Genomic DNA, 25,239 nt, shown 5'->3' with positions numbered 1-25,239 from the left:
CAAGCCCGACATCGGTGCGGGTTCGGTCCCGTTCGTCCGCTCCGGGCCGTAGGCTCCGCGCGTGCGCACGGATTCGGCCCTGCAACGGACGGTGACCCGATGAGCGGACTCTTCGCCCTGCTCGACGACATCGCGGCCCTGGCCCGCCTCACGACGGCGTCGCTGGACGACATCGCGGGCGCGGCCGGGCGGGCCGGGGCCAAGGCCGCCGGCGTGGTCGTCGACGACGCCGCCGTCACCCCCCGCTACGTCCAGGGCCTCAAGCCCGAGCGCGAGCTGTCGATCATCTGGCGGATCGCCAAGGGCTCGCTGCGCAACAAGATCGTCTTCATCCTGCCGGTCGCGCTGATCCTCTCCCAGTTCGCGCCGTGGCTGCTGACCCCGATCCTGATGGTCGGCGGCTGCTACCTGGCCTACGAGGGCGCGGAGAAGCTCTGGGAGTACTTCTCCGGGCACTCCGAGCACCCCGAGGAGCGCGACGAGAAGGTCGCCGCGGACCCGGCGGAGAACGAGCGCCGGGTCGTCTCCGGCGCCGTGCGCACCGACTTCATCCTCTCGGCCGAGATCATGGTCATCGCGCTGAACGAGGTGGCGTCCGAGGGCATCGTGGCCCGGGCGATCATCCTGGCCGTGGTCGCCGTCGCGATCACCGCGCTCGTCTACGGCGCCGTCGCGCTCATCGTGAAGATGGACGACGTGGGCCTGGCACTGGCCGAACGCGGGTCCGGCCCCGTCGCGTCGTTCGGGCGCGGGCTGGTGAAGGCCATGCCGATCGTGCTGACGACGCTCTCGGTCGTCGGCGTCGCGGCGATGCTGTGGGTCGGTGGGCACATCCTGCTCGTCGGGACGGACGAGCTGGGCTTCTCCCCGATCTACGACCTGGTGCACCACCTGGAGGTGGCCGTCGCCGACGCGACCGGCGTGCTGGGCGGGTTCCTGGGCTGGCTCACCAACACCGTCGGCTCGGCGATCCTCGGGGTCGTGGTCGGCGCGGTGATCGTCGCCGTGGCGCACCTGATCCCGAAGCGGAGGAAGAAGGACGACGCCGCCGGGACCGCCGACGCCTGATCCCCGGTCCGCCACGATCGGGCGGGGTCGGGCGGGGTCGGTCATCATCGGGCGATGGGAGACACCGGCGTCTTCGTGCCCTACGGCGCGACCCACTGGGCCGCGCTGACCGTCGGCGTCCTCGGCGGCGTCGCGCTGGTGGTGCTCGGACGTCGACTGCGCGGCACCCCGGCCGAGCTGCGCGTCTCCCGGGCGTTCGCCGTGGTGGTCGTCGTGCTGCTGGTCCCGCTGCAGCTGCGGCTGCTGACCCCGCAGACCTTCGACGTCCACATCTCGCTGCCGCTGCAGCTGTCGGACCTGTCCTGGGTCACCGCCGCCGTCGCCCTGTGGACGCGTCGCTGGTGGGCGTGCGGCCCGCTGTACTACTGGGGTCTCACGCTGACCCCGCAGGCGCTGCTCACCCCGGCCACCGACTCCCCCGACTTCCCGCACGTGGCGTTCCTGCACTTCTGGGCGCTGCACCTGCTGGTGACCTGGGCGGCGGTGTACCTGACCTGGGGTGCCGGGGTGCGGCCGAGCTGGCGCGGGATGGGCGTGACGCTGGCGGCGACGATCGCCTGGGCGGCGGTGGTGCTGCCGTTCAACCTGGCCGCGGGAACCAACTACGGCTTCCTCGCCCACAAGCCGACCAACGCCTCCGCGCTGGACCTGCTGGGGCCGTGGCCGATCTACCTGGTGGTCGAGTTCGTGCTGGTGGCGGTGGGGTGGGCGGTGATCACGTGGCCGTGGACGCGGCGGCGGGAGCGGGAGCGGGAGCCGGCCTGACCGGCAGCCGCCGCGCCAGCCCGTCGACGAGGTGGTCGAGCACTGCGCGGACCCGCCGGGGCGGGTCCGCCCCGTGCACGGCCAGCAGGTCCGCCGACGGCGTCGGGATGTCCGCCAGCACCTGCACCAGCTCCCCCGACACGAGAAGCGGCGCGACCTGCCACAGCGAGCGCATCACCAGCCCACGCCCGGCCCGGCACCACGCCGTCGCGACCTCGCCGTCGTTGCAGGTCATCGCGCCCGTCACGCGGACCCCGACGGCGTCGGCGTCGGTCCCGAAGCGCCAATGGGCATAGGCGGTGTCGTTCTCCCGGATCACGATGCAGTCGTGTCCGCCCAGGTCGGCGGGGGTGCGCGGGACGCCGCGGCGGCCCAGGTACGACGGCGCCGCGCACACCACGCGCCGGTTGCGGTGCAGCACCCGGGCGTGCAGCCGCGAGTCGGGCAGCGGTCCGACGCGCACCGCGAAGTCGTAGCCGGAGCCGCCGACCGCGACCGGCAGGTGCGACAGCTCCAGATCGATGCGCAGGTCCGGGTTGGCCGCCTCGAAGGTGCCGAGCAGCGGCGCGACGTGCGCCCGGCCGAACCCCATCGACGAGTGCACCGCGATCCGTCCGTGCAGTCCCGAGCGACGACGGCCGATCTCGTCCTCCAGGTCGTCGATCCGGCCCAGCACGTCGCGGGCGCCCTCGGCATAGCGGCGGCCCTCGTCGGTCAGGGTGAGCCGGCGGGTGGACCGGTTGACCAGGCGGACGCCCAGACGTCGTTCCAGGCGGGCGAGCCGCTTGCTGACCGCCGACACCGACACACCCCACTGGCGCGCCACCTCCGTCAGTGTGCCTGCGGCGGCGACCCCGGCGAAGAAGCTCAGGTCGTCGAACTCGGGCAGCTCCACACCTGCTCCTTTCCCCTGCGGAAAGACTGTCCGGCCAGGACGACGGTTCACCGCATCCGGTTCGCCGATCAGGATAGAAGCAACCGAGTCGAGGAGGACATGACATGACCGCGCACCGCATCGCCGTCATCCCCGGGGACGGGATCGGCAAGGAGGTCGTCCCGGAGGGCGTCCGGGTGCTGACCGCGGCCGCGGAGCGGTTCGGGATCGGGCTGGAGTTCACCGAGTTCGGCTTCGCGAGCGCCGACCACTGGCTCGAGCACGGCACGATGCTGCCCGAGGACTGGTTCGAGCAGCTGTCCGGTTTCGACGCGCTGTTCTTCGGTGCCGTCGGGTGGCCGGAGGTGGTGCCCGACCACGTGTCGCTGTGGGGCAGCCTGCTGCAGTTCCGGCGCCGCTTCGACCAGTACGTCAACCTGCGCCCGGCCCGGCTGCTGCCGGGCGTCGCCGCGCCGCTGGCCGACCGCGCACCCGGCGACATCGACATGCTGATCGTCCGGGAGAACACCGAGGGCGAGTACTCCTCGGTGGGCGGGCGGATGTTCTCCGGCACCGACCGGGAGGTGGTGATCCAGGAGACCGTGATGACCCGTATCGGGGTCGACCGGATCCTGCGCTACGCCTTCGAGCTCGCGCGCCGCCACCCGAACCGGCACCTCACCTCGGCGACCAAGTCCAACGGCATCGCGATCACCATGCCGTACTGGGACGAGCGGGTGGCCGCGATGGCGGCGCAGTACCCCGACGTCGATGTCGACTCCGCCCACATCGACATCCTCGCGGCGCGGTTCGTGATGAGCCCGGAACGCTTCGACGTCGTCGTGGCCAGCAACCTGTTCGGCGACATCCTGTCCGACCTCGGCCCGGCCTGCACCGGCACGATCGGCATCGCGCCGAGCGCGAACATCAACCCGGAGCGGGAGTTCCCGAGCCTGTTCGAACCCGTGCACGGGTCGGCACCGGACATCGCCGGGAAGGGCGTCGCGAACCCGGTCGGCCAGATCTGGTGCGGGTCGATGATGCTGGAGCACCTCGGCGAGCACGAGGCCGCGGCGGCCGTGCTGGCCGCGGTCGAGGACGTCGTCGGGCGGGGCGGCGCGACCGTCACCCCGGACCTGGGCGGCACCGCGACGACCGCCGAGCTGGGTGCGGCGATCGCCGCGGTCGTGCGGGGATGAGCCCGTCGGGCCCTGGCCTGCGCGCCCCGGCGACCGGGCGGCGCGGCTCAGCTTGCGAGGAGTGCGACCAGGCGACGGGCCGCGTCGGGCGGCAGCCTGCGACGGCCGCGCAGGTGCCGGAACACCGGCGCGAGCACCGGGTCGGCCAGCAGCTCGGCCCGCGGTACCGGCCGTCCGACCGGCACGACGACGCCCGCCGCGTGCCGTCCGCCGGGGTGCGGCTCGGCGGGACCGGTGAACGCGAACAGCGCCGTCACGCCGCCGCCCGGCCCGGTCCGGTAGACCACGGCCCGGTCGCCCGGCGCGGTCCCGGCCAGGCAGCAGGGCTCCTGGGGCGGGTCGGCGACCTCGTCGGCGTCCCAGAGCAGGACGGTGTCCGGCAGCGCGGCGTCGGGTCGCACGGGGTCGGTCGGCACGGGATCCGTCCTACCCCAGTCCACGGAGGTCCGGCGCGATGAGCCCACGAACCCTGCTGCCCGCCCCGTTCACCGCCCGCACGGTCGACGCCGCGGGGACCGCGGTGCACACCGTCGTCGGCGGTGCCGGACCTCCGCTGCTGCTCCTGCACGGCTACCCGCAGACCCACGCGATCTGGCACCGGGTCGCCCCGCTGCTCGCCGACCGGTTCACCGTCGTCGCGACCGATCTGCGCGGCTACGGCGACAGCGCCAAACCCGCCCCGGGCCCTGGCGACGCCGCCTACGCCAAGCGCGCCATGGCCGCCGACCAGCTCGCCGTCATGCGGGTGCTCGGGTTCGACCGGTTCGCCGTCGCCGGGCACGACCGCGGCGGACGGGTCGCGCACCGGCTGGCCCTGGACGCGCCGGACGCGGTGTCGGCGCTGGCGGTGCTCGACATCGTCCCGACCCGGCACGCGTTCGACACCGCCGACGCCACCTTCGGGCTCGGCTACTGGCACTGGTTCTTCCTGACCGCCCCGGCCGGGATCCCGGAGCGCCTCATCGCGGGCGACCCGGAGTTCTGGGTCACCGCCCGGGTGCGGTCGCGCCACCACGGCGGCACCCCGTTCGACGAGCGTGCCGTCGCCGAGTACGTCCGCTGCTTCGCCGACCCGGCCGCGATCGCCGCGTCGTGCGCCGACTACCGGGCCGCGGCCGGGATCGACCGCGTCGACGACGAGGCCGACGCGGGCCGCCGGGTCACCGCACCGCTGTTGGCCCTGTGGGGCGCGCACTCCTTCGTCGGGCGGTCCTACGACGTGCCCGCGGTGTGGGCCGGCTACGCCACGGACGTGCGTGGGACGGCCCTGGACGCCGACCACTACCTCCCCGAGGAGCGGCCGGAGGAGGTGGCGCGCGAGCTGGCGGCGTTCCTGACCCGGTGACCGGTGCGGGGGGTCAGTCCGTGATCCGGTACTGCGCGATCTTCCGGTAGAGCGTCGACCGGGCCACGCCCAGCACCGCGGCCGCCGCGGCCCGGTTCCCGTCGGTGTCCCGCAGCGCGGCGACGATCGCGTCCCGCTCGGCCCGGTCCACCGCCCGCAGCGTCGCGGACGGCGCGCTCTGGCAGGACTCGGGCAGGTCGGTCGCCTCGACCACACCCACCGGCCGCCGGCCGAGGGCGACGGTCAGCGCGTCGTGCAGCTCGGTCACGTTCCCCGGCCACGGGTGCCTGCTCACCGTCCGCAGCGCCCCGGCGGACAGCCGCACGTCGCGGCCGGGCGCGAGCTCGGCGAGCAGCGCGGCGACCAGACCGGGGAGGTCACCGGGGCGGCCGCGCAGCGGCGGGACCGGCACCGACACCCGGAACCGGGCCAGCACGGCGTCCCGGACGGGATCGGGGACGGCGGCGTCCGCGCGGGTGCCGGCGATCGGCAGGTCCCCGCGCGCGACGGCGGGCGGCACACCGGCGTCGCGCCGGTCGAGGTCGCGCAGCAGCACCAGCACCCGCTCCCCGGCCCGCCCGACGCGGTCGTCGAGGTCGGCGCCGTCGTCGTCCGGCCCGACCTCGACGACCGGGCCGGGCCAGGAGTCGGTGACCAGCCGCGCCCGCCCGGAGCCGGGCTCGCCGGTGACCAGCAGCGGCGCCCCCGCCCCCAGCGCCGCGACGACGGCGGCCCGCGCCGTCCGCCAGGCCGGGCTCGCCCCGTCGGCGGCGGGCCGGGGGGTCACCGGGACCGGTCCGGTGGGGTCGCCGCCGTCGGGCTCGCGCAGCAGCGTCACCACCGCCACCAGGCCGGCGACCGACCCGCCTGCCGGGACGACCGCGCCGCGCAGCCGCGCCCGGGTCCCCGACGGCAGCTCCACCCGGTCGTCGACGCCGGGGCCGCGCAGCAGCAGGAACCTGGCGTGGTCGGTGAGCGCGGCGTGGTCGTCCGCGTCGAGCAACGTCTGCATCGCGGTGTTCGCCAGCACCGTGCGGCGCCCGACGGCGAGCACCGCCCGCCGGGTGCGGGACTCGGTGCGGGCGTAGGCGTCGAACAGGGCCTGCTGGGCGGGGTCGCGGTCGTGCAGCAGGGCGTCGGAGATGCGGGCGGCCGCGGAGCGCACCAGCGACAGCAGCAGCGGCGAGGAGTACTCCGCGCGGCAGGACAGGTCCAGCACCGCCTCGACCCGCCCGGTCGCCGGGTCACGAACGGGGGCGCCGGCGCAGGCGTAGTCGTGCAGCTGCTCGACGAAGTGCTCGGCGCCGACGATGTGCACCGGCCGGCCGGACTCCAGCACGGTCCCGACCCCGTTGGTCCCGACCGCGCCCTCGGCGTAGCCGAAGCCCGCGGCGAACGCGTTGACGTCCGCGGACCGCGCGATCACCGCGTCGGTGTCGAGGCGCACCAGCAGCCGGGCACGGTCGTCGGTGAGCGCGACGCACACCCCGATCCCGGCGACCTGCTCGGCCAGCTGCTCCATGACCGGGCGCGCGCACCGGACCAGCCGGGAACCGGTGTCGAGGTCGGGGTGGAAGCGGTTCGCGATCGTCGCGGGGTCCACCCCACCCGCGATGCTGCGCCGCCAGGACGCGACGACGTGACCGGGCACGCCGGGCGGTGCGGCGTCGGGCCGGTCGAGCAGCTCGGCCCGCGCGGACACGAGCTCGCGACGGCGTGCGAGCAGATCCCCCATCGACGCACCTCTCTGTGCTCGTCATCACATGATGCGGCACCGGTCAACACCCCCCGGTGTCCGAAGTTCGGACACCCGGGGACCGGGCCGGCCGCCCTAGCGTCGAGAGACCGCCGTCACACCTGCACCCGGAGGACCCATGGCCGCCACGACCAGCGAGCACGTCGACGTCCTGATCGTCGGGGCCGGGGTGTCCGGCATCGGCGCCGCCCACCGGCTCCGCGAGGAGTTCCCGGACCGGAGCTTCGTGCTGCTGGAGGCCCAGGACGCCCCCGGTGGGACCTGGTGGACCCACCGCTTCCCCGGGGCCCGCTCCGACAGCGACCTGTTCACCTACGGCTACCGGCACAAGCCGTGGACGGGGCCGTCGATCGCTGCGGGCGCAGAGATCCTGGCCTACCTCGACGAGGTCATCGATGAGGACGACCTGGCCGGGCACATCCGGTACCACCACCGCGTCACCGCGCTGAGCTGGTCGTCGGCGGAGAACCGGTGGACCGCGGAGGTGACGCGCACCGACACCGGCGAGACCCTGTCGATGACCGCGTCGTTCCTGTGGATGTGCCAGGGCTACTACAACCACGACGAGCCCTACACCCCGCAGTGGCCCGGCCTCGAGCAGTACGCGGGGACCGTCGTGCACCCGCAGTCCTGGCCGTCGGACCTCGACGTCACGGGCAAGAAGGTGCTGGTCATCGGGTCCGGCGCCACCGCGGCGACGGTCGTCCCGGCGACGGCGGCGACCGCCGAGCACGTGACGATGCTGCAGCGCTCGCCGTCGTACTGGTTCCCCGCGCCGACCGTGCACGACCTCGCGACGATGCTGGAGCCCCTCGACCTGCCCGCCGAGTGGACCCACGAGATCCTGCGCCGCACCTACGTCCAGCAGCTCGACTGGCTGGCCACCACCGGCCGCGACGACCCGGACGCGCTGCACGAGTTCCTGATCGAGTCGATCCGGCCACTGCTCCCCGAGGGCACCGACATCGAGAAGCACTTCGTCCCCCGCTACCGCCCCTGGCAGCAGCGCATCGCGTTCGTACCCGACGGCGACTTCTTCGCCGCGATGCGCGAGGGGAAGGCGTCGGTCGTCACCGACACCATCGCCCGGTTCACCGAGAAGGGCGTCGAGCTGGACTCCGGGGAGGTCATCGAGGCCGACGTCGTCGTCACCGCGACCGGGTTCGACCTGGCCGTGTTCGGCGACATCCCCTTCACCGTCGACGGCGAGCCGGTCGACTTCACCCGCCATGTCACCTGGCGCGGGCTGATGATCGAGGGCATCCCGAACATGGCCTACGCCTTCGGCTACTTCCGGCACAGCTGGACGCTGCGGATCGACCTGGTCAACGACCTGATCGGCCGCATCCTCGCGCGCATGGACGAGCGCGGCCACCAGGTCGTCGTCCCCACCGTCGCACCACAGGACGCCGACATGCCGCGCCTGCCGTGGGTCTCGGAGGAGAACTTCAACCCCGGCTACATCGGGCGGTCCGCGCACCGGATGTTCGGCCAGGGCGACCGCGAACCGTGGACCCACATGCACGAGCACGACGTCGACCGGGTCGAGCTGCCGAAGGCCGACCTCGACGACGGCCTCCAGTACCGCTGAGCACCGCTGAGCACCGCCGAGCACCCCTGAGCACCGCCGACCCGACCGCACACCCCCGAGGAGACCCACCGTGCCCCGCATCACCGTGTCCACCGGCGTCGAGCTGCACTACGAGACCGCAGGCGACGGCGACCCGCTGCTCATGATCATGGGGACGTCCGGCGCGATCCCGCTCTGGGGCGAACTCGCGCACCGGCTGGCCCAGACCCACCGGGTCATCACCTTCGACAACCGGGGGCTGGGCGGCAGCGACCGCGGGTCCGGGCCGATCACGGTCGGGTCGATGGCCGCCGATACCTCCGCGCTGCTCGACGCCCTGGAGATCCCGCGCGCGCACCTGCTCGGCTGGTCGCTGGGCTCGGCCGTCGCGCAGGAGATCGCGCTGACCCGCCCCGGGCAGGTCGCCGCGCAGGTCCTCTACGGCACCTGGGGCCGCACCGACGGCTTCCAGCGCGCGGTGCTGAGCGCGCTGCGCCTGCCCTACGTGCACCGCGACATGGAGTCCGCGCTGACCGCGTCGGGGCTCGCGTTCTCCCCGCAGGCACTCGACGACCCGAACGTGGGCGCGCTGCTGGAGGCCCTGCTGCCGGCGTTCCCGCAGGACGAAGCACAGATGCAGGTGACCGTCGAGCAGTGGGCCGCCGACCTCGGCCACGACACCCTCGACCGGCTGGACGCGATCACGGCACCGACGCTGGTCGCGGTGGGCGAGCAGGACCTGCTGACCCCGCCATGGCAGTCCCGTGCGGTGGCCGAGCGCATCCCGGGCGCCCGCTTCGAGCTGGTGACCGGGCCGGGGTCCAGCCACTGCATGCACCTGGAGCGGCCCGAGGACCTGACGAAGCTGGTCACCGGGTTCCTCGGCGAACAGCGGATCTGAGCGGAGCGGCCGGGCGGGCCTCCCCGCCCGGCCTGCCCTCAGGACTCGCGGTGCGCCTTCGGGGACCGCCCGAACCGGGTCCGGAAGGCCCGGCTGAACGCCGCCGGGTCCGGCATGCCCCATCGGGCGCCGATCGCGCCGACCCCGACGTGCGCGAGCTCGGGGCGGCGCAGGTCGGCCCAGGCGCCCTGGAGCCTTTCCTCCCGGATCGCCCCGGCCACCGTGGTCCCCTCCTCGGCGAACAGCTTGTGCAGGTAGCTGACCGAGATCGCACAGGCGGCCGCCACCCCGGCGGGGTCGAGGTCCCGGTCGGCGATGTGCTCGCGGATGAACCCGCGGGCCCGGGTGACGTGCAGGTTCTCCGGGGCGGCCGCCGGTACGGTGCTGCGCACCAGCGCGACGAACACATCCCCGATGGTGCGGGCGACGGCCTCCTGGGCGGCCTCGGGCACGTCGTCGCCGATCGCGCGGTTCAGCGACGACAGCAGCGGCGGGAGCATCGCGCCGATGCCGCGCCGGCCGTCGAAGGTGATCGCGGTGACGGCGGCGGTCTCGGCGGCCGACAGCGGCAGGGCGCCCTTCGGGTGCAGGCAGACCTGGTACTCGAAGCAGTCCGAGGTGACGAAGGTGAACGGCCGGCTGCTGTCGTAGATCACGAACTCGCCGGGGCCGATCACCGCCTCCCGCCCGTCCTGGACGACCAGGGTGCGTCCACGGCGGGCGAGCGCGATCTGGAGGAAGTCCTCGTCTGCGGAACGAACTTGCCGTACAGTCCTGTCGAAGCGGTGCGGAACCGAGGCTATCCGCCGCAGGTGAGTACCCGCGACGGACGCCGCCGTCACTCGTCCGGAGACCAGGCCGCCGGTGGAGGGCCTGACGTCGAGGGGCACGAACTGGTCGCAGACCGTCGAGCGCCAGAAGTCCAACCGGTCGGTCTCGGCCACGGTGGTGGTGTCGAGCGTGACCAAAGCCATACCCGAGCATCGCACGCGCACGTCACGATCGTGTAGCTCCGATGTGAGGAACGCGTTCCGCGGCGCGCGCCCGAACCCCTTCCTCCGTGCAGAACCCGGCCCCGGAGCGCTTGAGACAGAGCAGGCCCAGCAGCCGGCCCCGGTCGTCGACGACGGCCAGGCGCCGCCGGCCGGCCGCGGCCATCGCGCCCCGTACGGACTCGGCGTCGGCGGCCGGGGCGACGGTCCGGCCGGAGAGCCCACCGAGCCAGCGCACCGGCGCGGCGGCGGGGCGCCCCTCCAGGTCGGCCCGCTCGACGACGGTGAGCAGCACCCCCCGGTCGACGACGAGCAGCGCGTGCACGTGTCCGTCGCGCAGGGCCTCGCGTGCCTGGTGCACCGTGGTGGTGCGCCCGCAGGTCTTCGGGCAGCCGATCATCGCCCGCCCGACCGTGCCCGGCGACCACCCGCCGCCGGGCCCCGCGACCGGGGCGCTCATGCCGCGTCGCTCGAGTGGCCGGGCACGACCGGCAGGTCCGGTCGCACCAGCGGGACGAGGTTGTTGACCGCCAGCGCGGCCTCGCCGAACCCGACCGAGATGAGCCGGACCTTGCCCTCGAAGTCGGTGATGTCCCCGGCCGCGAACACCCGCGGCAGCGTGGTGCGCATGGACCGGTCGACGGCGATGTGGCGCCGGCTCATCCCGATCCCCCAGCTCGACAGCGCGGCCAGGTCGGCCTTGAAGCCGAGCGCGGCCACGAGCTCGTCGACCTCCAGCGTCTCGACGCCGTCCGGGCCGGCGACGTCGACCTCGGCCACCCGGTCGTCGCCGCGGACGTCGGCGACCTCGTAGGGGGTCAGGATCCGCACCGAGGAGGCACGCAGCTCGGTGACACTGCGCTCGTGCGCGCGGAAGGCGTCGCGCCGGTGCACCAGGGTGACCGACGCGGCCAGCGGCTCCAGGCACAGCGCCCAGTCGACCGCGGAGTCCCCGCCGCCGACGATCAGCACGTCCCTGCCGGTCAGCTCGGCCGGGCGCGGCACCGCGTAGCGCAGCCCGCGTCCGACGTAGTCGCCGCCCGCGGGCAGCGGGCGCGGCGTGAACCGGCCCATCCCGCCGGTGACCAGCAACGCGCCCGCCCGGATCCGCACGCCGCGGTCGGTGGTGACGGCGACGCCGTCGTCGAACTGCTCCAGCCCGACGGCGTCGTGCCCGAGCAGGTAGGTCGGATCGGCCAGGGCGGCCTGCTCGATCAGGGAGTCGACCAGGTCCTGGGCGCGGACCCGGGGGAAGCCGGCGACGTCGAAGACCGGCTTCTCCGGGTAGAGCACCGACATCTGCCCGCCGAGCTGGTCCAGGGCGTCGACCACGACCACCGACAGCCCGCGGAAGCCGGCGTAGTAGGTGGCGTAGAGCCCGGTCGGTCCGGCACCGACGACGACCAGGTCCGCGCTGAGCTCGCCGCTCACCGGGGCTTCCGCGCAGCGACGATCGGGTGGTCGCCGTCGGCGGCGTCGGCGTCCTCGCCACCGCCGGAGAAGCCCTGCTCGCGTACGAACAGCGCGTTCGCCTCGACGAAGTCGAGCTGTTCGGCGGGCATCTTGTGCTCCCAGTGGATGGCCTCGCTGGGGCAGGCGGGCATGCACTTGCCGCAGTCGACGCACTCGTCGGGATGGATGTACATCATCCGCTCCCCCGGGTAGATGCAATCGACCGGGCACTCCTCCATGCAGGCACGGTCCTGCACGTCGATGCAGGCTTCGGTGACGACGTAGGCCACGGGGTCTTTCCTCCGATGTGGACGGTGGTGGCAGGTGGGTGGGCGACCCGGCCGGAGAGGGGGGCTCCGGCCGGGCCGCGTGGCTCAGGCGGTCTCGACCTCGACGAGGGTGTCGGAGAACGTGGGCGCGTTGCCCAGGTCGCCGAACACCGTCGGGTTGACGGCGGCCAGGGTGGAACCCGCCTTGGAGTTCTTCCGCCAGCCGCCCATCGGGCTGACGACCACGCCGGGGGACACGGTGTCCTGCAGCGACGCGAGGACGGTGAACTCACCGCGGTCGTTGAACACCCGCACCGGGGAGCCGTCGGTGATGCCGCGGGCGGCGGCGTCGTCCGGGTGCACGATCAGGGTGTGCTCGTTCGCGACGCGGCGGTGGAACTCGTGGCTGCCGAAGCTGGAGTTCACGAACGCGTGCGACTTGGGCGTGAGCAGGTTCAGCGGGTAGCGCGCCGCCAGCTCCGGGTCCGCCGCGGCGGACTCGCGCGGCGGGATGTAGTGCGGCAGCGGGTCGACCGGCTCGCCGGGCTGGTGGTCGTTGGAGCCCTGCCGGAACAGCGGGACGACGAAGTTGCCGCCCGCCGCGGCGGAGGAGACGAACTCGACCTTGCCCGACGGCGTCGGGAAACCGCCCTCCGCGTGCGGGGCGTAGGCGTCCGGGGCGGGGACGTTGAGCCGCTGCCAGCCCTGCTCCTTCAGCGACTCGACGGTGATCCCCTCCATGTGCGGGTGGGACCAGTCGAACGCCTCGGCGATCATCTCGGCGTCGGTGCGGCGGAAGACCGGGTCGTCGAAGCCCATCGCGGCCGCGATCCGGCGGAACATCTCGGTGTTCGGGACGGCCTCGCCGAGCGGCTCGATCGACTGGTGGTTGTAGGTCACGTAGAGGTGGCCCCAGGAGAACATGATGTCGTCCTGCTCGAGCTGCGTCGTGGCCGGCAGGACGATGTCGGCGTACTCCGCGGTGTCGGTCATGAACTGCTCCGACACCACCGTGAACAGGTCCTCGCGCTGCAGCCCCGCGATCAACCGGTCCTGGTCGGGGGTGGTGACGACCGGGTTGGAGTTGTAGACGAACAGGCCCTTGATCGGCGGCCCGGCCGGCAGGTCACCGGACAGCGCGGCACCGAGCCGGTACTGGTTGATGACGCGGGTGCCCGGGGTCAGCATCTCCGGGTGCATGAAGGCGCCCCAGTTGACCGGGAACGCCCACAGCGGCAGCTGCAGGATCCCACCGCCGGGCTTGCGCCAGGCGCCGACGAGGCCGGGCAGGCAGGACAGCGCGCGCACGGTCTGGCCGCCGCCCGCGTGCCGCTCGACGGCGACGCCGATCCGGATCACCGACGGCTGGGCGCCGGCGTACTCGCGGGCCAGCGTGCGGATCGTCTCGGCGGGCACGCCGGTCTCGGACTCGGCCCACTCGGGGGTGTAGCGGGACACGCGCTCGGCGAACTCGTCGTAGCCGACGGTGTGGTTCGCGATGTAGTCGTCGTCGGTCAGGCCCTCGGCGATGATCACGTTCGCCATGGCCAGTGCGAGGGCGCCGTCGGTGCCGGGGCGGATCGCGATGTGCTGGTCGGCGGCGGCCGCGGTGCGGGTGCGGACCGGGTCGACGACGACGACCTTCGCCCCGTTCTTCTTCGCCTTCGCGATGTAGGGCCACAGGTGCAGGTTGGTGCTCATGATGTTGCACGCCCACACCAGGATGAACTTGGAGTGCACGAGGCTCTCCGGGTCCACGCCGGCGGTGTCGCCGATGGTCATGGCGTAGGCGGTGCAGGAGCCGGAGTCGCAGTAGGTGCGCTCGGCGACGGTGGCACCCAGCTTGGCGAAGAACGGGTCACCGACGTTCAGGCCGTTGAGGATGCCCTGGGTGCCCAGGTAGCTCACCGGCATGATGGCCTCGGGGCCGTGCTCGTCGGCGATCGCCCGGAACCGGGTCGCGATCTCGGTGACGGCGTCGTCCCAGCTGATCCGCTCGAAGCGGCCGCTGCCCTTCGGTCCGGTCCTGCGCATCGGGAACAGCACGCGGCCCGGGTCGTAGACCCGGTCCAGGTAGTTGTTGACCTTCACGCACAGACCGCCGTTGGTGTACGGGTGGTCCGGGTCTCCGACGACCGAGGTGGCCTTCCCCTCGCGGTCGACGGTCACCAGCATCGCGCAGGTGTCCGGGCAGTCCTGCGGACAGGCGGCCTTGACCACCTTCTCCGTCACGGTGGTCGCCGGGGCCTCGTGCGTCGCGGTCATGGATGCTCCTCGCCTCGTGGTGGGATGGCGTCGCCCACGAGACTGGCCGTCCGACGACCTGCGGTCTTGGCCCGGGGAGCACACCCGTTGTCCCGGGGAGCACAACCGCGCTCCCCGGGTCCGGGGCTGTGGAGCAGGTGGCTCAGGAGTAGGTGTAGAAGCCGCGCCCGGCCTTCTTGCCGAGCAGCCCGGCGTCGACCATGCGGGCCAGCAGCGGCGGCGGCGCGTACAGCGGCTCCTTGAACTCCGCGTACATCGACTCGGCGACGGCCTGCACGGTGTCCAGGCCGATCAGGTCGGACAGCGCGAGCGGGCCCTGCGGGTGCGCGCAGCCGCGGACCAGTCCCTCGTCGATGTCCTCGGCGGTGGCGAAGCCGGACTCCATCATCCGGATCGCCGACAGCAGGAACGGCACCAGCAGCGCGTTGACGACGAACCCGGCGCGGTCCTGGCAGTCGATCGCCTTCTTGCCGAGCCCCTCCTCGACGAAGGTGCGGGCGGCGGCGAGCGTGTCGTCGGCGGTCATCAGGCTCGGGACGAGCTCGACCAGCGACAGCACCGGCACCGGGTTGAAGAAGTGGATGCCGACGACCTTCTCCGGCCGCTTCGTCGCCACTGCCAGCTTCATGATCGGGATGGACGACGTGTTCGACGCCAGCACCGCGCCGGTGTCGGTGACGAGCCGGTCCAGCTCCCGGAAGACGCCGGTCTTGAGGGCCTCGTCCTCGGCGATCGCCTCGACGACGAGCTCCCGGTCGGCCAGCGCGTCCAGGCCCTCGATCACCTCGATGCGGGCCAGGACCTCCTCCGCCGAGTCGATCCGGCCGCGCTTCTCCGCCCGGGCCAGCGACGACTCCAGCCGCGCCCGGCCGGCCTCCACGGCGGCGGCGGAGGTCTCCACGACCCGCACGCCGTACCCGGCCCGTGCCGCGACCTCCGCGATCCCGGATCCCATCTGGCCGCAGCCGACGACGCCTACGCGCTCCATGAGCACCTCGTTCCCTCGCACGCGTCCCGGGATCTCCGGGACACCGACGGTCGACGACCTCCGTCGTCGTCGGACCGTGCACAACCCTGCCCGCAGGGCGTGTCCGGGCGCACGCGGGGCGTCGGCTCAGCGGCGGTCGGCGGGCGTCCCGACCGTCCGCGGCGCGTCACCGCGGCCGACGGCGGGCAGCTGCACGGTGGAGTCGTCCACCGGGGCCGCGGGAGCGGCGGGCCCGGTCGGGAGCGCGGGTCCGGCAGGCACCGCGGGGGCTGTGGGGGCTGTGGGAACGACGGGGCCGGATCCGGAGCCGGCCGGGCGCGGCCCGCGGGGAGCCCCGCCCCCGCGCAGGCTGCGCACCACGCCGAGCTCGGCGGCGAACCGTCCGCGCAGCACGACCAGCGTCCCGAGCGTGGCGATCCCGCCGGCCAGGGCGGCGACGGCGAGCGTGACCAGGTCGATCCCGAGCGGGCGGACCAGCGTCGCGACGCCCCAGGTCGCCGCGACGGTCAGCACCAGCGCCGGGACGTGCTTGAGGTACATCCGCAGGACCGCGCCCATCAGGCCGGGTGAGACCCGTGCGGAGAACTGCAGCATCACCAGGAAGTGGATCACGATGGCGAGCGAGGCCCCCGCCGCGACGCCGACCAGGCCCCACAGCAGCCCACCCGTCACGGTCAGCACGACGACGTAGCCGGCGTAGAGCCACTGCCGCCAGGCCGCCCGGTAGACCGCGCCGGTGGCCCGGGTCAGCGAGGTGCTGATCTTGTAGGAGGTGCGCGGCAGCAGCACCAGCGCGAACAGCTGCACGAGCGGCACGACGGCGTCCCACTGGTCGCCGAGCAGCACGTGCACGACCTCGGGCGCGAGCACGCACAGCAGGACCGCGGCCGGGACGGTGACCAGCGCGACGAGGCTGGCGCTGCGGACGTAGGCGGCGCGCAGCCGGGGGCCGTCGTCGCGGACCCGGGCCATCGCCGGGAACAGCGCCTTGTCCGCGGCCCCGCCGATGATGTTGGCCGGCTCGGAGAGCAGGTTGTAGGCACGGCCGTAGACACCCAGCGGGCCGGTGCCCAGGGCGTTGGCGACGACGAGCTTGTCGGCGTTGAGCGCGAACCAGTTGCCGAGCTGGGCGAGGGAGAAACCGGCGCCGTAGCCGAGCAGCGGACGCAGCCGGGCCCAGCTCGCGGCAGGGCCCTCGGGCCGGAACCGGGGCCGGGTCAGCACCAGGTAGCCGACGCACTTGGCGACGGCGGCGGCGATCTCGCCGTAGGCGAGCGCGGTGGCACCGAACCCGGCCGCGGCCAGCGCCACGCTCACCCCGATCAGCGCCGGCCCGGCCGCGACGAGGTCGACGGTGGCCATCGAGCGGAACCGCAGGTCGCGTTGCAGCAGCCCGAGCGGCGTCGCGGCGGCACCTGCGAACAACAGCGCCACCGACAGCAGCGGCAGCAGCCCGGAGTCGGCGGGCAGCCCGACGAGCGGGCTGAGCACTGGAGAGCCGGCCGCGAGCACGGCCGCGAACACCGCGGCGACCAGCACCGAGAACCAGAACGCGGCCGTCACGTCGCGGTCGTCGAGACGTTCGCGGTGCACCAGCGACGCGGCGACGCCGAGCTGGGTCAGCCCGACGACGAGCAGCGCGGCCGCGGCGGCACCGAACTCGTCCGGGGTCAGCAGCCGGGCGAGCGCGACGGTGGCGCCGATCTGCAGGACCGCCTGGCCGACGGTGCCGGTGAACGCCCAGGCGAAGCCGCGCGCGGTCCGCGTCGTGAGCGAGGGTCCGCCCGTCGCCCGGTCCGGCGACGACGGCGGACCGCCCGGGGGCGGTGGGTCGGCCGGGACGGGCCGCAGGGGCCGGGTCGGGTCGTCGGGCAGGTCGCCGCCGGGTCCGGTCACGCGGGTCCTCCGGTCGTCGGGGCGGGTCGGCGCGTCGGAGGGCGCGCCGTCAGTGCCGCTTCCCGCGGAGTGCGGGATGCAACCGGCCGACGGTACCGAGCGCGCTGTACCAGGCGAGCTGGGTGGCCCCGCTGTGCGCGGCGTCGCCGCGAGGGGGCTCGGCGAGCAGCCGGGCGCGGTTCATCCCGGAGATCGCCGGATGGAACACCGAGTTCCCGACGCCGCGGGTCAGCACCAGGTCGGGCAGTCCCTCCACCGACGCGCGGTACTCCGCGGGCACGCCGCGCAGGCTCCAGCAGTCCGACCACGACGGCGGCTCGCCCGGGTAGTCGAGGACGAACTCCAGGTCGAGGACCTTCAGCCCGGCGCGCTCGTCCCACACCAGGTTGTGCGGGGACAGGTCGAGCACGAAACGGCCGCGCTCGTGCAGGTCGCGGCAGAACCGCAGCAGCGTCCGCACGACCTCCGGGCGCAGCTGTGCGAGCTCGCCCGGCAGCCGGCGCACGACGTGCCGGCCGGTGTCGCCGTAGAACGGGGTGAGCAGCCAGTTCTCCCCGCGCTCGAGCAGCTCCGGGACCTCCGGGAGGTCACCGAGCTCGAGGCGGGCACGCAGCTCGCGCTCGAACGCCTCGCGCGCCCCGGGACGGAACACCTTGCACACCGACGGCCCGTGCACCGGGTGGCGGACCAGTGCGACACGGGCGCGGAACCCGGGCGAGGTGCCGCCGAGCATCCGCACGACCGGGAAGGGCATCGCGCACCGGCGGCCGAGATCGGCGACCGGGCCGGCGATGCGGTGCAGGATCCCCGGGTCCCCGAGCGCGTCGAGCAGGGCGAGGGCGTGCTCCGGCGACGACGACGCCTGCACCGGCAGGTAGTGCTCGCGCGGCGGGACGCGGCGCAGCACCCGCTTCTCGGTGTAGTCGAGGACGGCGGCGACCCGGTCCTGGGTGGCCCGCACCCCGGAGGTGCCGACCGGGGCGACCACGTCGCAGGCGACCACGAGCGCGTACGGCGCGCCGGCCGGGACCGGCCGGGCGGGCGGTGCGGGCACCTGGCCCCGGACCCGGGTGACCTGCTGGTCGTCGAGGACGACGACGTCGAGGATCTCCAGCCCGCGGGCCACCCCCGCGACGGCCTCGTCGAGCAGCGGAGCGGCCGCGGAGCGGACCACGAACACGGCCAGGCCGCGCCACCGGTCACCGGTGTCCGGACCGGTCGGACGGACCTGTTCCAGGGTCATCGAGGCGCTCCAGCCGGTTGCGTCATGGGCTGATCCTAGGGCGAACTTGAACAAACCGTTAACCCGACCGGTCATCCGGTTGTCCCCGGGATGGCGGTTTCACCACATCGGGTGAGGGTGTCGCCATCACTCCACTGCGCCGCCCGTGTCGCTCGAACGGGTTCCGGACTACGTTCGCCGGGTGTGAGCGACAGTCACCCCGGCGCCGGCCTCGACGACCTCGACGACGACCTCGCCAACCTCGACGACCTCGCCGACCTGTACCGCGACCTCCACCGCCATCCCGAGCTCTCCTTCGCCGAGACCCGCACCGCGGGGATCGCCGCGGAACGGCTGCGCCGGTGCGGCTACGAGGTGACCGAGGGCGTGGGGCGGACCGGCGTCGTCGGCGTGCTGCGCAACGGCGACGGCCCCACCGCGCTGCTGCGCGCCGACATGGACGCACTGCCCGTCGCCGAGGACACCGGCCTCGACTACGCCAGCACCGTCCGCGCCGTCGGCCGCGACGGTGAGGAGACCGCCGTCGCGCACGCCTGCGGGCACGACATGCACGTGACCTGTCTGGTCGGTGCCGCCGCCGAGCTCGCCGCGGCCCGCGACACCTGGCGGGGCACGCTGCTCGTGGTGTTCCAGCCCGCCGAGGAGTTCGGCGCCGGGGCCGACGCGATGCTCGACGACGGCCTCTACGACCGGTTCGGCACACCCGACGTCGTGCTCGGCCAGCACGTCGCGCCGCTGCCCGCCGGGCTCCTCGCCGTCGCCGCCGGGCCGGCCTTCGCGGGCAGCGACAGCCTGCGGATCACCCTGCACGGCGTGGGCGGGCACGGGGCGCGCCCGGAGACCACCGTCGACCCGGTGCTGCTCGCCGCCGCGACGACGCTGCGGCTGCACACCGTCGTCCCGCGCGAGATCGCCGCGACCGAGACCGCGGTGCTCAGCGTCGGGATGCTGCGGGCGGGCACCAAGGATAACGTCATCCCCGACTCCGCCGAGCTGGGGCTGACCGTGCGCTCGTACACCCCGTCGGTGCGCGGGCGGGTGCTCGCCGGGATCGAGCGGACCGTGCGCGGCGAGGCCGCGGCCTCCGGGGCACCGAGGGACCCCGAGGTCCGGCTGCTGGAGTCGTTCCCGCCGGTGGTCAACGACGCCGACGCGGCGGAACGCACCCGGGCCGCGCTGGCCACCGTCACCCCGCTCCCGGTCGTCGACCCGGGGCCGGTGACCGGGAGCGAGGACGTCGGGCGGTTCGCCGTCGCCGCCGGGGTCCCGTGCGTGTTCTGGCTGCTCGGCGGGGCCGACCCGGGCGCGTTCGAGGGCGCGGCCGGCGTCGCGGAGATCCGGGAGCGGAGCGCATCGCTGCCGTCGAACCACTCCCCCCGCTACGCGCCGGTGATCGAGCCGACGTTGTCGGTCGGGGTCGCGGCGCTGGTCGCGGCGGCGCGGGAGTGGCTGCCGGTGAACTGAGGCGGCGGCTCAGAGCGCGGGGGCCCGCAGCGCGTGCACCGCGACCCGCGCGGCGGCGCCGATCGCGGCGTCCGCGCGCGGCACGGTGGTGTCGCTGCGGGCGGAGTGGGTGAACACGGCGACGGCGACCGGGTGCTCGCCCGGGTAGGTCACCACCCCGACGTCGTTGCGCACCGCGCCGACCGTGCCCGTCTTGCCCGCCACCTGCGTCGGTGCGGGGAACCCGGCACGCAACCGGTGCGGCCAGATCTGGGCCCCGAGCAGCAGGCGGGCGAACGCCGTCGACGCCTCGGACGCGAGCTCGCCCCGCCACAGCAGCGCGAGCAGCGCGGTGACGTCCGCGGCGGTGGTCGCCGACCCGTAGACCGGGCTGAGCGCGCGGACCTCGACCGGGACGTCGTTGTCGGCGAGCACCCCGAAGGCCGCGGCGACGTCGTCGGTGCCGGTGTCGGCGAGCAGGTCGGCGAACACGTCGTCGGTGCCGCCGCGGATGCGGGTCCCGGACAGGCCCAGCTCGGCGGGCAGCGCGGCGACCCGGTCCCGGCCGACCCGGCTGTGCACGACGTCGGCCGCGGCGTTGTCCGAGGCCGTCACCATCGACGTGACCAGGTCCCGCCAGCTCATCGTCACCGGGTCGGCGAGGGCGGAGATGCCGGTGAGCCCTGGCGTGCGCGGCACCGGGACGACGACAGGCTCCCGCGGGTCGACCGTGCCCGCGTCGACCTCCCGGCAGTAGGCGACCAGCACGAACAGCTTGTAGACCGAGGCCATCACGACAGGGGCGTGGGCACCGGCGTCGACGTCGCGGGCGGAGTGGTGCGGGCCGTCCCCGGAGACCGGGCGGGCGTGCAGCCAGCCGCGCACCCCGGCGTCGCGGAACACCGCGCGGACCTCGTCGGCGGGGCTCACCCGGGCTCCCGCAACGCGGCGACGAGCGCGTCGACGACGCCCTCCGGTGTCTCGGTGCGGTGCACCACCCGGACCCGGAACGGCACCGGCTCCCCCGCCGTCGACCGGCGAGCGACGCCCTCGGCACCCAGGCCGGGATCGGGGGTGAGCGCGAACGCGGCACCCGTCGCGACCAGCGCGAGCGCCTCCGACGGCGACGCGGCCCCGGCCGCGGTGACCGGGCAGCCACGGACGTCGAGGGTGTCGAGCAGCAGGTCGTGGGCGGCCGGGGCGTGCGCCCGCGGTGTGGTCGCGAGCTCCAGGCCGCGCAGCGTCCGCAGCACGACCGGCCCGGGCCCCGCGGCGGCCGGGTGCCCGGCGGGCAGCAGCAGCGTGGTCGGCAACGCCACGACCGGACCGGCGCGCGCGGACTCCAGCACCGCCGGGTGCGCGACGACGGCGACGTCGAGCGTCCCGTCCGACACCGCGTCGACCAGGGCCACCGTGGTGGCGACGGTGGGCGCGACCCGCAACCCGGTCACCGCCGCCGCGCGGGCCGCCAGCCGTGCGGTCGCGGCCGGCCCGAGGTCGGCGACGGCCCCGAGCCGCAGCACCCGGGCGGCCTCGGCGTGTCGGACGGCGGCCAGGACGAGCGCATCGGAGTCCTCCAGCAGCGCACGGGCGCGGGGCAGCAGGTCGCGCCCGGCCGCCGTCGGCGCGACGCCACCGGGTCCGCGGTCGAACAGCACCACCCCGAGCCGGATCTCGAGCCGGCGCAGTCCCTGCGACAGCGGCGGCTGCGCCATGCCGAGCCGGGCGGCCGCGCGGCCGAAGTGCCGTTCCTCGGCGACGGCGACGAAGAAGCTCAGGTGCCGTAGCAGGTCCACCGGCCTCGCCTCATATCGAACGGGTATCACACGCGCAGCTCGATTGTATTCGCGCTATCGCCGCGGATCGGCCACGGTGCGCCCATGACGATCTCCCGTCGCTCCCTGCTCCTCGCCGGCGCAGCACTCGGCGGCACCGCACTCGGCGGCACCGCGCTGACCGGTTGTGCACCGCCCGCACCCGTTCCTCCCGCAGCCGCTCCGCCGGTCCCGGACACCGGGACCGCGCCGATCCCCGCGATGGCCGACGTCGAGCGCACCTACGCCCGCACGATCGGGGTGCACGTGCTCGACACCGGCACCGGCCGCAGCGCCGGACACCGCGACGGCGACCGCTTCCTGATGTGCTCGGTGACCAAGGCGCTCATGGCCGGGTTCACGCTGCACCGCTCGCTGTCCGACCCCGGCCTGCTCGCCCGCCCGGTCCGCTACGGACGCGCGGACCTGCTGGAGTACGCGCCCGTCACCACTCGGAACCTCGCGACCGGGATGACGGTGGCCCAGCTGTGCGAGGCCGCCGTCACCGTCTCGGACAACACCGCCCACAACCTGCTGCTGCGCGAGGTCGGCTCCCCCGCCGAGCTGACCGCCTGGCTCCGCACCACCGGCGACACCGTCACCCGCTCCGACCGCGCGGAGACCGCGCTGAACGACCGCGACGGCGAGCGTGACACCTCGACCCCGGCCGCGCTGGCATCCACGCTGCGCGCCCTGGTCCTCGGCGACGCGCTCCCGGCCCCGCAGCGCGACCGGCTGGCCGGCTGGCTGCGCGCGAACACCACCGGCGACCGGCAGATCCGCGCGGCGGTCCCGGCGGGCTGGGTCGTGGGCGACAAGACCGGCTCCGGACCGCTCGGGGAACGCAACGACTCCGGGGTGCTCTACCCGCCGGACGGCGCACCGCTGGTCCTGACGGTGTTCACCGTCCCGGCCGACCCGGCCGACAAGCCGCGCGGGGAGGCCGCCGTCGCCGCCGCGGCCCGCGCCGCCGTCGCCGCGCTGCGCGGCTGATCCGACGGCGCACCCGACCCGGCCGGACACCGAGGTCCGGCCGGGGTCGGGGCCAGGGCGGCACCGCGGCCGGGCGCGCCGGTCAGATCCGGGCGAGCACCGCCCGCAGGATCGCGACCTGGCCGATCGGGCTGGGGTGCAGGCCGTCGTCCTCCCAGAAGTCGGGCCGCACCGGCATCCCGGACAGGTCGACCGCATCCGGGTCGACCTCCAGGACCGTCGCGACGAGTCCGGGGACGTCGGCCGGGTCCCACCACTCGCCGGTGAGCTCGCGGGTGGCGGCCACCCGACGGGGGTCGACCGGCGGCGGGACGACGAACCGCACCCGGGCGCCGCTCTCGGTCTCCAGCAGCAGGCGCAGCGCCCGCAGGTTCCGTGCCGTCTCGCTGATCGACACCATCCGGATCCCGGTGGTCGTGCCCTCCCGGCGGATGTCGTTCGTGCCCAGCATGACCAGCACCCGGGTCGGTACCCGGGAGACCAGGACCGGGCCGAGCGCGAGCGCCTCGGAGCTGGTCCGGCCGGACAGCGCGAGCACCTCGACCGTCGTCTCCGGTTCGACCATCGGGACCAGCTCGGCGAGCAATCGTGCCCAGCTCAGCCGGTCGGCGGACAGGGAGTCCCCGACGACCACGACCCGCTCGCCCGGACGCAGCCCCATCCGGTGCAGCCCGTCGGCGACCGGCGGCTCGTTCCGCAGTGCCCGCGCCGCGGACCGGACCCGTGCAGCGAGCCCGGCACGCACCCCGGCGACGGCCGACGGGTCCAGGCCCGCGGTCGTCGCGAGCAACCGGTCGATCGACTCCTCCTGCACCCCGAGCGCCGCGAACGCCGGCCAGGCGGTCAGGTCGGCGAACCGGATCAGCCGGCCCATCAGGTCCTCGTCCACGTCGCCTCCCTCTCCGGGCCCGGTCCACCGGGTCCGGAGACAGGATCATCGCCCACCACCGCTCGACCGTCGCGCACGGCTCCGTCCTCCGGAGGACGGGTCGAACGGTGACGCGGCTCCGCCCTCCGGAGGAGCGGAGCCCTCCTGCGGACCGATGTGCGGAACCGGCCGGGTGCATACCGTTCCGTTCCATGTCGCGACGTGGTCGGCCCGCGGTCGGTGGGGTCTCGCCGACACCGGTCTCCGAGCGCCTGCTGGCGCCGGACCTGGCGCGGGGGGTGATGTTGCTGCTCATCGCCCTCGCCCACTCCCGGATGCTGCACGCGGGCGGCAACCTGCTCGCCAGACCTGCCGGTGGCGGCCCGGTGGACGTCGCCGTCCAGTGGCTCCTGACCTCCTTCGTCGACGGGCGGGCCGCACCCCTTTTCGGACTCCTGTTCGGCTACGGCCTCGTGCAGATGACCCGACGACAGACCGGACCCGGCGCAGACCCGGCCAACGCACGACGGCTGATCCGCCGCCGCGGTGCCTGGCTGATCGTGTTCGGCATCGCCCACGTCGTCCTGCTCTACAGCGGGGACATCATCGGCTCCTACGGCGTGTTCGCCCTGCTGTTCGCCGGGGTGGTGACCTGGTCGAGCGGCCGACTGTGGACCGTGTTCGCGATCACGCTCGCATTCGGGATCGCCGCAGCCACCGCCCTGCAGCTGGTCACCGCGGATGCCCCGCTCGCAGTCGGGCCGACCCTGCTCGACAGCATGGCGCTGCGCACGTCCGCACTCGCCGTGCTGCCCCTGGCCGGGTTGAGCGTCGCACCCGCGGTACTGATCGGGGTCTGGGCCGGCCGGATGCGACTGCTCGAGCAACCCGCCCGCTACCGGCGGCTCCTGACCCGGGTCGTACTGCTCGGCTTCCCGATCGCGGTTCTGGGCGCACAGCCGGTCGCGCTGCAGGCGGTGGGCGTGTGGACCCCGGACTCGAGCGCGGCCGGCGCACTGGCCGAGGCCACGTTCGCGGCGACCGGGATCGCCGGGGGGCTCGCCTACATGGCCGCGGTCGCCCTCGTCGCGGACCGGCTCGGCCAGCGGCGCGGACCGATCACGAACGCACTGGTCGCCTGCGGTCGCCGGTCGATGACCTTCTACATCGCGCAGTCACCGGTCTGGTTCGTCGCCACCGAGCCGGCACTGCTCGACCTCGGCGGCCGGCTCGGCGCCGCGACGGCCGCCGCCGTCGCCGTCGCCACGTGGGTGGCCACCGTGGTCATCGCCGCTGCCCTGGACCGCGCCGGCCGACGAGGCCCCGCCGAGGCCCTCCTGCGCCGCCTCACCTACGGCACCGGACGGACCGCTCCACGCCCGGCGACAGCCTGACCGCGGTCGGCGCCGCGCCACGGTGTCGCGTCCGTGGATCGGCGCAGGCCGGCCGACAGGCGCGCGCCATCGCCCGGCCATCTTCACGACCACCGCGAATCACCCATCCGACGGGTGCGCAATGTGATTCACACCACTCAACTG

The 25,239-nt window shown here is 74.4% G+C and carries 23 protein-coding genes; 9 read left to right on the top strand and 14 right to left on the bottom strand.

From position 1 onward, the window contains the following. The first annotated feature begins 99 nt into the window (after positions 1–99). Positions 100–1,068: a DUF808 domain-containing protein gene (locus tag Ae717Ps2_RS01545; protein ID WP_020623244.1), complete on the top strand. Its 969-nt coding sequence runs from the start codon at positions 100–102 to the stop codon at positions 1,066–1,068. A 54-nt stretch (positions 1,069–1,122) separates the two neighbouring features. Further along, positions 1,123–1,833 carry a TIGR02206 family membrane protein gene (locus Ae717Ps2_RS01540; protein ID WP_075332923.1) on the top strand — a complete coding sequence of 237 codons (711 nt, stop codon included), beginning with the start codon at positions 1,123–1,125 and terminating at the stop codon, positions 1,831–1,833. On the opposite strand, the gene Ae717Ps2_RS01535 is transcribed toward Ae717Ps2_RS01540, so the two are convergent. Continuing rightward, entirely contained in the window at positions 1,784–2,728 is a 945-nt protein-coding gene (locus Ae717Ps2_RS01535; RefSeq protein ID WP_075308539.1) for a LysR family transcriptional regulator, read from the bottom strand. The genes Ae717Ps2_RS01540 and Ae717Ps2_RS01535 overlap by 50 nt on opposite strands. Before the next feature lie 104 nt (positions 2,729–2,832). Here Ae717Ps2_RS01535 and Ae717Ps2_RS01530 point away from each other — a divergent pair, with 104 nt between their 5' ends. Further along, positions 2,833–3,906 carry a tartrate dehydrogenase gene (locus tag Ae717Ps2_RS01530; protein ID WP_020623246.1) on the top strand — a complete coding sequence of 358 codons (1,074 nt, stop codon included), beginning with the start codon at positions 2,833–2,835 and terminating at the stop codon, positions 3,904–3,906. 47 nt (positions 3,907–3,953) lie between these two features. On the opposite strand, the gene Ae717Ps2_RS01525 is transcribed toward Ae717Ps2_RS01530, so the two are convergent. Next, positions 3,954–4,322, bottom strand: coding sequence for a hypothetical protein (locus Ae717Ps2_RS01525; protein ID WP_075308540.1), 369 nt, complete (start codon positions 4,320–4,322; stop codon positions 3,954–3,956). A 38-nt stretch (positions 4,323–4,360) separates the two neighbouring features. Between Ae717Ps2_RS01525 and Ae717Ps2_RS01520 the strand changes: the two genes are divergently transcribed. After that, positions 4,361–5,251, top strand: coding sequence for an alpha/beta fold hydrolase (locus Ae717Ps2_RS01520; protein ID WP_075332922.1), 891 nt, complete (start codon positions 4,361–4,363; stop codon positions 5,249–5,251). Between the two features lie 13 nt (positions 5,252–5,264). On the opposite strand, the gene Ae717Ps2_RS01515 is transcribed toward Ae717Ps2_RS01520, so the two are convergent. Next, on the bottom strand, positions 5,265–6,986 hold the full coding sequence (locus Ae717Ps2_RS01515) for a sigma-54-dependent Fis family transcriptional regulator (protein WP_075332921.1): 1,722 nt from the start codon (positions 6,984–6,986) through the stop codon (positions 5,265–5,267). 139 nt (positions 6,987–7,125) lie between these two features. Here Ae717Ps2_RS01515 and Ae717Ps2_RS01510 point away from each other — a divergent pair, with 139 nt between their 5' ends. Further along, the gene (locus Ae717Ps2_RS01510; RefSeq protein WP_020622148.1) at positions 7,126–8,598 is read left to right on the top strand and encodes an NAD(P)/FAD-dependent oxidoreductase; all 1,473 of its coding nucleotides are present in this window, start codon (positions 7,126–7,128) and stop codon (positions 8,596–8,598) included. 70 nt (positions 8,599–8,668) lie between these two features. Then, positions 8,669–9,478, top strand: coding sequence for an alpha/beta fold hydrolase (locus Ae717Ps2_RS01505; protein ID WP_075332920.1), 810 nt, complete (start codon positions 8,669–8,671; stop codon positions 9,476–9,478). A gap of 38 nt (positions 9,479–9,516) precedes the next feature. Here Ae717Ps2_RS01505 and Ae717Ps2_RS01500 read toward each other — a convergent pair whose 3' ends face one another. The 8 genes from Ae717Ps2_RS01500 to Ae717Ps2_RS01465 form a co-directional block, all read right to left on the bottom strand. Then, positions 9,517–10,452: a helix-turn-helix domain-containing protein gene (locus Ae717Ps2_RS01500; protein WP_075308544.1), complete on the bottom strand. Its 936-nt coding sequence runs from the start codon at positions 10,450–10,452 to the stop codon at positions 9,517–9,519. A 22-nt stretch (positions 10,453–10,474) separates the two neighbouring features. Beyond that, entirely contained in the window at positions 10,475–10,930 is a 456-nt protein-coding gene (locus tag Ae717Ps2_RS01495; RefSeq protein ID WP_020622145.1) for a CBS domain-containing protein, read from the bottom strand. Further along, a complete protein-coding gene (locus Ae717Ps2_RS01490; protein WP_020622144.1) occupies positions 10,927–11,901 on the bottom strand; it encodes an NAD(P)/FAD-dependent oxidoreductase in 975 nt (324 codons plus the stop codon). Before Ae717Ps2_RS01490 ends, Ae717Ps2_RS01495 begins: the two co-directional genes overlap by 4 nt. Then, positions 11,898–12,212 (bottom strand): ferredoxin, encoded by a 315-nt coding sequence (gene fdxA, locus Ae717Ps2_RS01485; RefSeq protein ID WP_075332919.1) that lies wholly within the window; start codon positions 12,210–12,212, stop codon positions 11,898–11,900. Before fdxA ends, Ae717Ps2_RS01490 begins: the two co-directional genes overlap by 4 nt. Before the next feature lie 84 nt (positions 12,213–12,296). Further along, positions 12,297–14,456: a molybdopterin-dependent oxidoreductase gene (locus tag Ae717Ps2_RS01480; protein ID WP_075308546.1), complete on the bottom strand. Its 2,160-nt coding sequence runs from the start codon at positions 14,454–14,456 to the stop codon at positions 12,297–12,299. 142 nt (positions 14,457–14,598) lie between these two features. Then, positions 14,599–15,444 carry a 3-hydroxybutyryl-CoA dehydrogenase gene (locus tag Ae717Ps2_RS01475; RefSeq protein ID WP_020626597.1) on the bottom strand — a complete coding sequence of 282 codons (846 nt, stop codon included), beginning with the start codon at positions 15,442–15,444 and terminating at the stop codon, positions 14,599–14,601. Between the two features lie 126 nt (positions 15,445–15,570). Beyond that, positions 15,571–17,340, bottom strand: a complete 1,770-nt coding sequence (locus Ae717Ps2_RS01470; RefSeq protein ID WP_075332918.1) for a lipopolysaccharide biosynthesis protein — start codon at positions 17,338–17,340, stop codon at positions 15,571–15,573. A 49-nt stretch (positions 17,341–17,389) separates the two neighbouring features. Then, positions 17,390–18,583 (bottom strand): hypothetical protein, encoded by a 1,194-nt coding sequence (locus Ae717Ps2_RS01465; protein WP_075332917.1) that lies wholly within the window; start codon positions 18,581–18,583, stop codon positions 17,390–17,392. Between the two features lie 183 nt (positions 18,584–18,766). On the opposite strand from Ae717Ps2_RS01465, the gene Ae717Ps2_RS01460 reads away from it, so the two are divergent. After that, positions 18,767–20,047 carry an amidohydrolase gene (locus Ae717Ps2_RS01460; protein ID WP_369804804.1) on the top strand — a complete coding sequence of 427 codons (1,281 nt, stop codon included), beginning with the start codon at positions 18,767–18,769 and terminating at the stop codon, positions 20,045–20,047. A gap of 9 nt (positions 20,048–20,056) precedes the next feature. Here Ae717Ps2_RS01460 and Ae717Ps2_RS01455 read toward each other — a convergent pair whose 3' ends face one another. Together Ae717Ps2_RS01455 and Ae717Ps2_RS01450 are read right to left on the bottom strand one after the other, a co-directional pair. Continuing rightward, the gene (locus Ae717Ps2_RS01455) at positions 20,057–20,956 is read right to left on the bottom strand and encodes a serine hydrolase (RefSeq protein ID WP_075308550.1); all 900 of its coding nucleotides are present in this window, start codon (positions 20,954–20,956) and stop codon (positions 20,057–20,059) included. Continuing rightward, a complete protein-coding gene (locus tag Ae717Ps2_RS01450) occupies positions 20,953–21,822 on the bottom strand; it encodes a LysR family transcriptional regulator (RefSeq protein WP_075308552.1) in 870 nt (289 codons plus the stop codon). The genes Ae717Ps2_RS01455 and Ae717Ps2_RS01450 overlap by 4 nt, the downstream gene beginning before the upstream one ends. 84 nt (positions 21,823–21,906) lie before the next feature. On the opposite strand from Ae717Ps2_RS01450, the gene bla reads away from it, so the two are divergent. Next, positions 21,907–22,833 (top strand): class A beta-lactamase, encoded by a 927-nt coding sequence (bla, locus tag Ae717Ps2_RS01445; protein ID WP_075308554.1) that lies wholly within the window; start codon positions 21,907–21,909, stop codon positions 22,831–22,833. An 82-nt stretch (positions 22,834–22,915) separates the two neighbouring features. Here bla and Ae717Ps2_RS01440 read toward each other — a convergent pair whose 3' ends face one another. After that, the gene (locus Ae717Ps2_RS01440) at positions 22,916–23,722 is read right to left on the bottom strand and encodes an SGNH/GDSL hydrolase family protein (protein ID WP_075308556.1); all 807 of its coding nucleotides are present in this window, start codon (positions 23,720–23,722) and stop codon (positions 22,916–22,918) included. Between the two features lie 191 nt (positions 23,723–23,913). Between Ae717Ps2_RS01440 and Ae717Ps2_RS01435 the strand changes: the two genes are divergently transcribed. Next, positions 23,914–25,095: a DUF418 domain-containing protein gene (locus Ae717Ps2_RS01435; protein WP_075308558.1), complete on the top strand. Its 1,182-nt coding sequence runs from the start codon at positions 23,914–23,916 to the stop codon at positions 25,093–25,095. The last annotated feature ends 144 nt before the right edge of the window (positions 25,096–25,239 follow it).

The organism is Pseudonocardia sp. Ae717_Ps2 (assembly GCF_001932475.1).
In the GTDB taxonomy this organism is placed as follows: Bacteria; Actinomycetota; Actinomycetes; order Mycobacteriales; family Pseudonocardiaceae; genus Pseudonocardia.
The sequence above is the reverse complement of the archived record's forward strand: the minus strand, read 5'-3'. Positions and strand labels throughout refer to the sequence as shown.

What these genes read in the sequence shown, in the direction of transcription:
- Ae717Ps2_RS01545 (WP_020623244.1), top strand. Translation starts at nt 100, where the DNA reads ATGAGCGGACTCTTCGCCCTGCTCGACGACATCGCGGCCCTGGCCCGC.
- Ae717Ps2_RS01540 (WP_075332923.1), top strand. Translation starts at nt 1,123, where the DNA reads ATGGGAGACACCGGCGTCTTCGTGCCCTACGGCGCGACCCACTGGGCC.
- Ae717Ps2_RS01530 (WP_020623246.1), top strand. Translation starts at nt 2,833, where the DNA reads ATGACCGCGCACCGCATCGCCGTCATCCCCGGGGACGGGATCGGCAAG.
- Ae717Ps2_RS01520 (WP_075332922.1), top strand. Translation starts at nt 4,361, where the DNA reads ATGAGCCCACGAACCCTGCTGCCCGCCCCGTTCACCGCCCGCACGGTC.
- Ae717Ps2_RS01515 (WP_075332921.1), bottom strand. Translation starts at nt 6,986, where the DNA reads ATGGGGGATCTGCTCGCACGCCGTCGCGAGCTCGTGTCCGCGCGGGCC.
- Ae717Ps2_RS01510 (WP_020622148.1), top strand. Translation starts at nt 7,126, where the DNA reads ATGGCCGCCACGACCAGCGAGCACGTCGACGTCCTGATCGTCGGGGCC.
- Ae717Ps2_RS01500 (WP_075308544.1), bottom strand. Translation starts at nt 10,452, where the DNA reads ATGGCTTTGGTCACGCTCGACACCACCACCGTGGCCGAGACCGACCGG.
- Ae717Ps2_RS01495 (WP_020622145.1), bottom strand. Translation starts at nt 10,930, where the DNA reads ATGAGCGCCCCGGTCGCGGGGCCCGGCGGCGGGTGGTCGCCGGGCACG.
- Ae717Ps2_RS01480 (WP_075308546.1), bottom strand. Translation starts at nt 14,456, where the DNA reads ATGACCGCGACGCACGAGGCCCCGGCGACCACCGTGACGGAGAAGGTG.
- Ae717Ps2_RS01475 (WP_020626597.1), bottom strand. Translation starts at nt 15,444, where the DNA reads ATGGAGCGCGTAGGCGTCGTCGGCTGCGGCCAGATGGGATCCGGGATC.
- Ae717Ps2_RS01465 (WP_075332917.1), bottom strand. Translation starts at nt 18,583, where the DNA reads ATGACCCTGGAACAGGTCCGTCCGACCGGTCCGGACACCGGTGACCGG.
- bla (WP_075308554.1), top strand. Translation starts at nt 21,907, where the DNA reads ATGACGATCTCCCGTCGCTCCCTGCTCCTCGCCGGCGCAGCACTCGGC.
- Ae717Ps2_RS01435 (WP_075308558.1), top strand. Translation starts at nt 23,914, where the DNA reads ATGTCGCGACGTGGTCGGCCCGCGGTCGGTGGGGTCTCGCCGACACCG.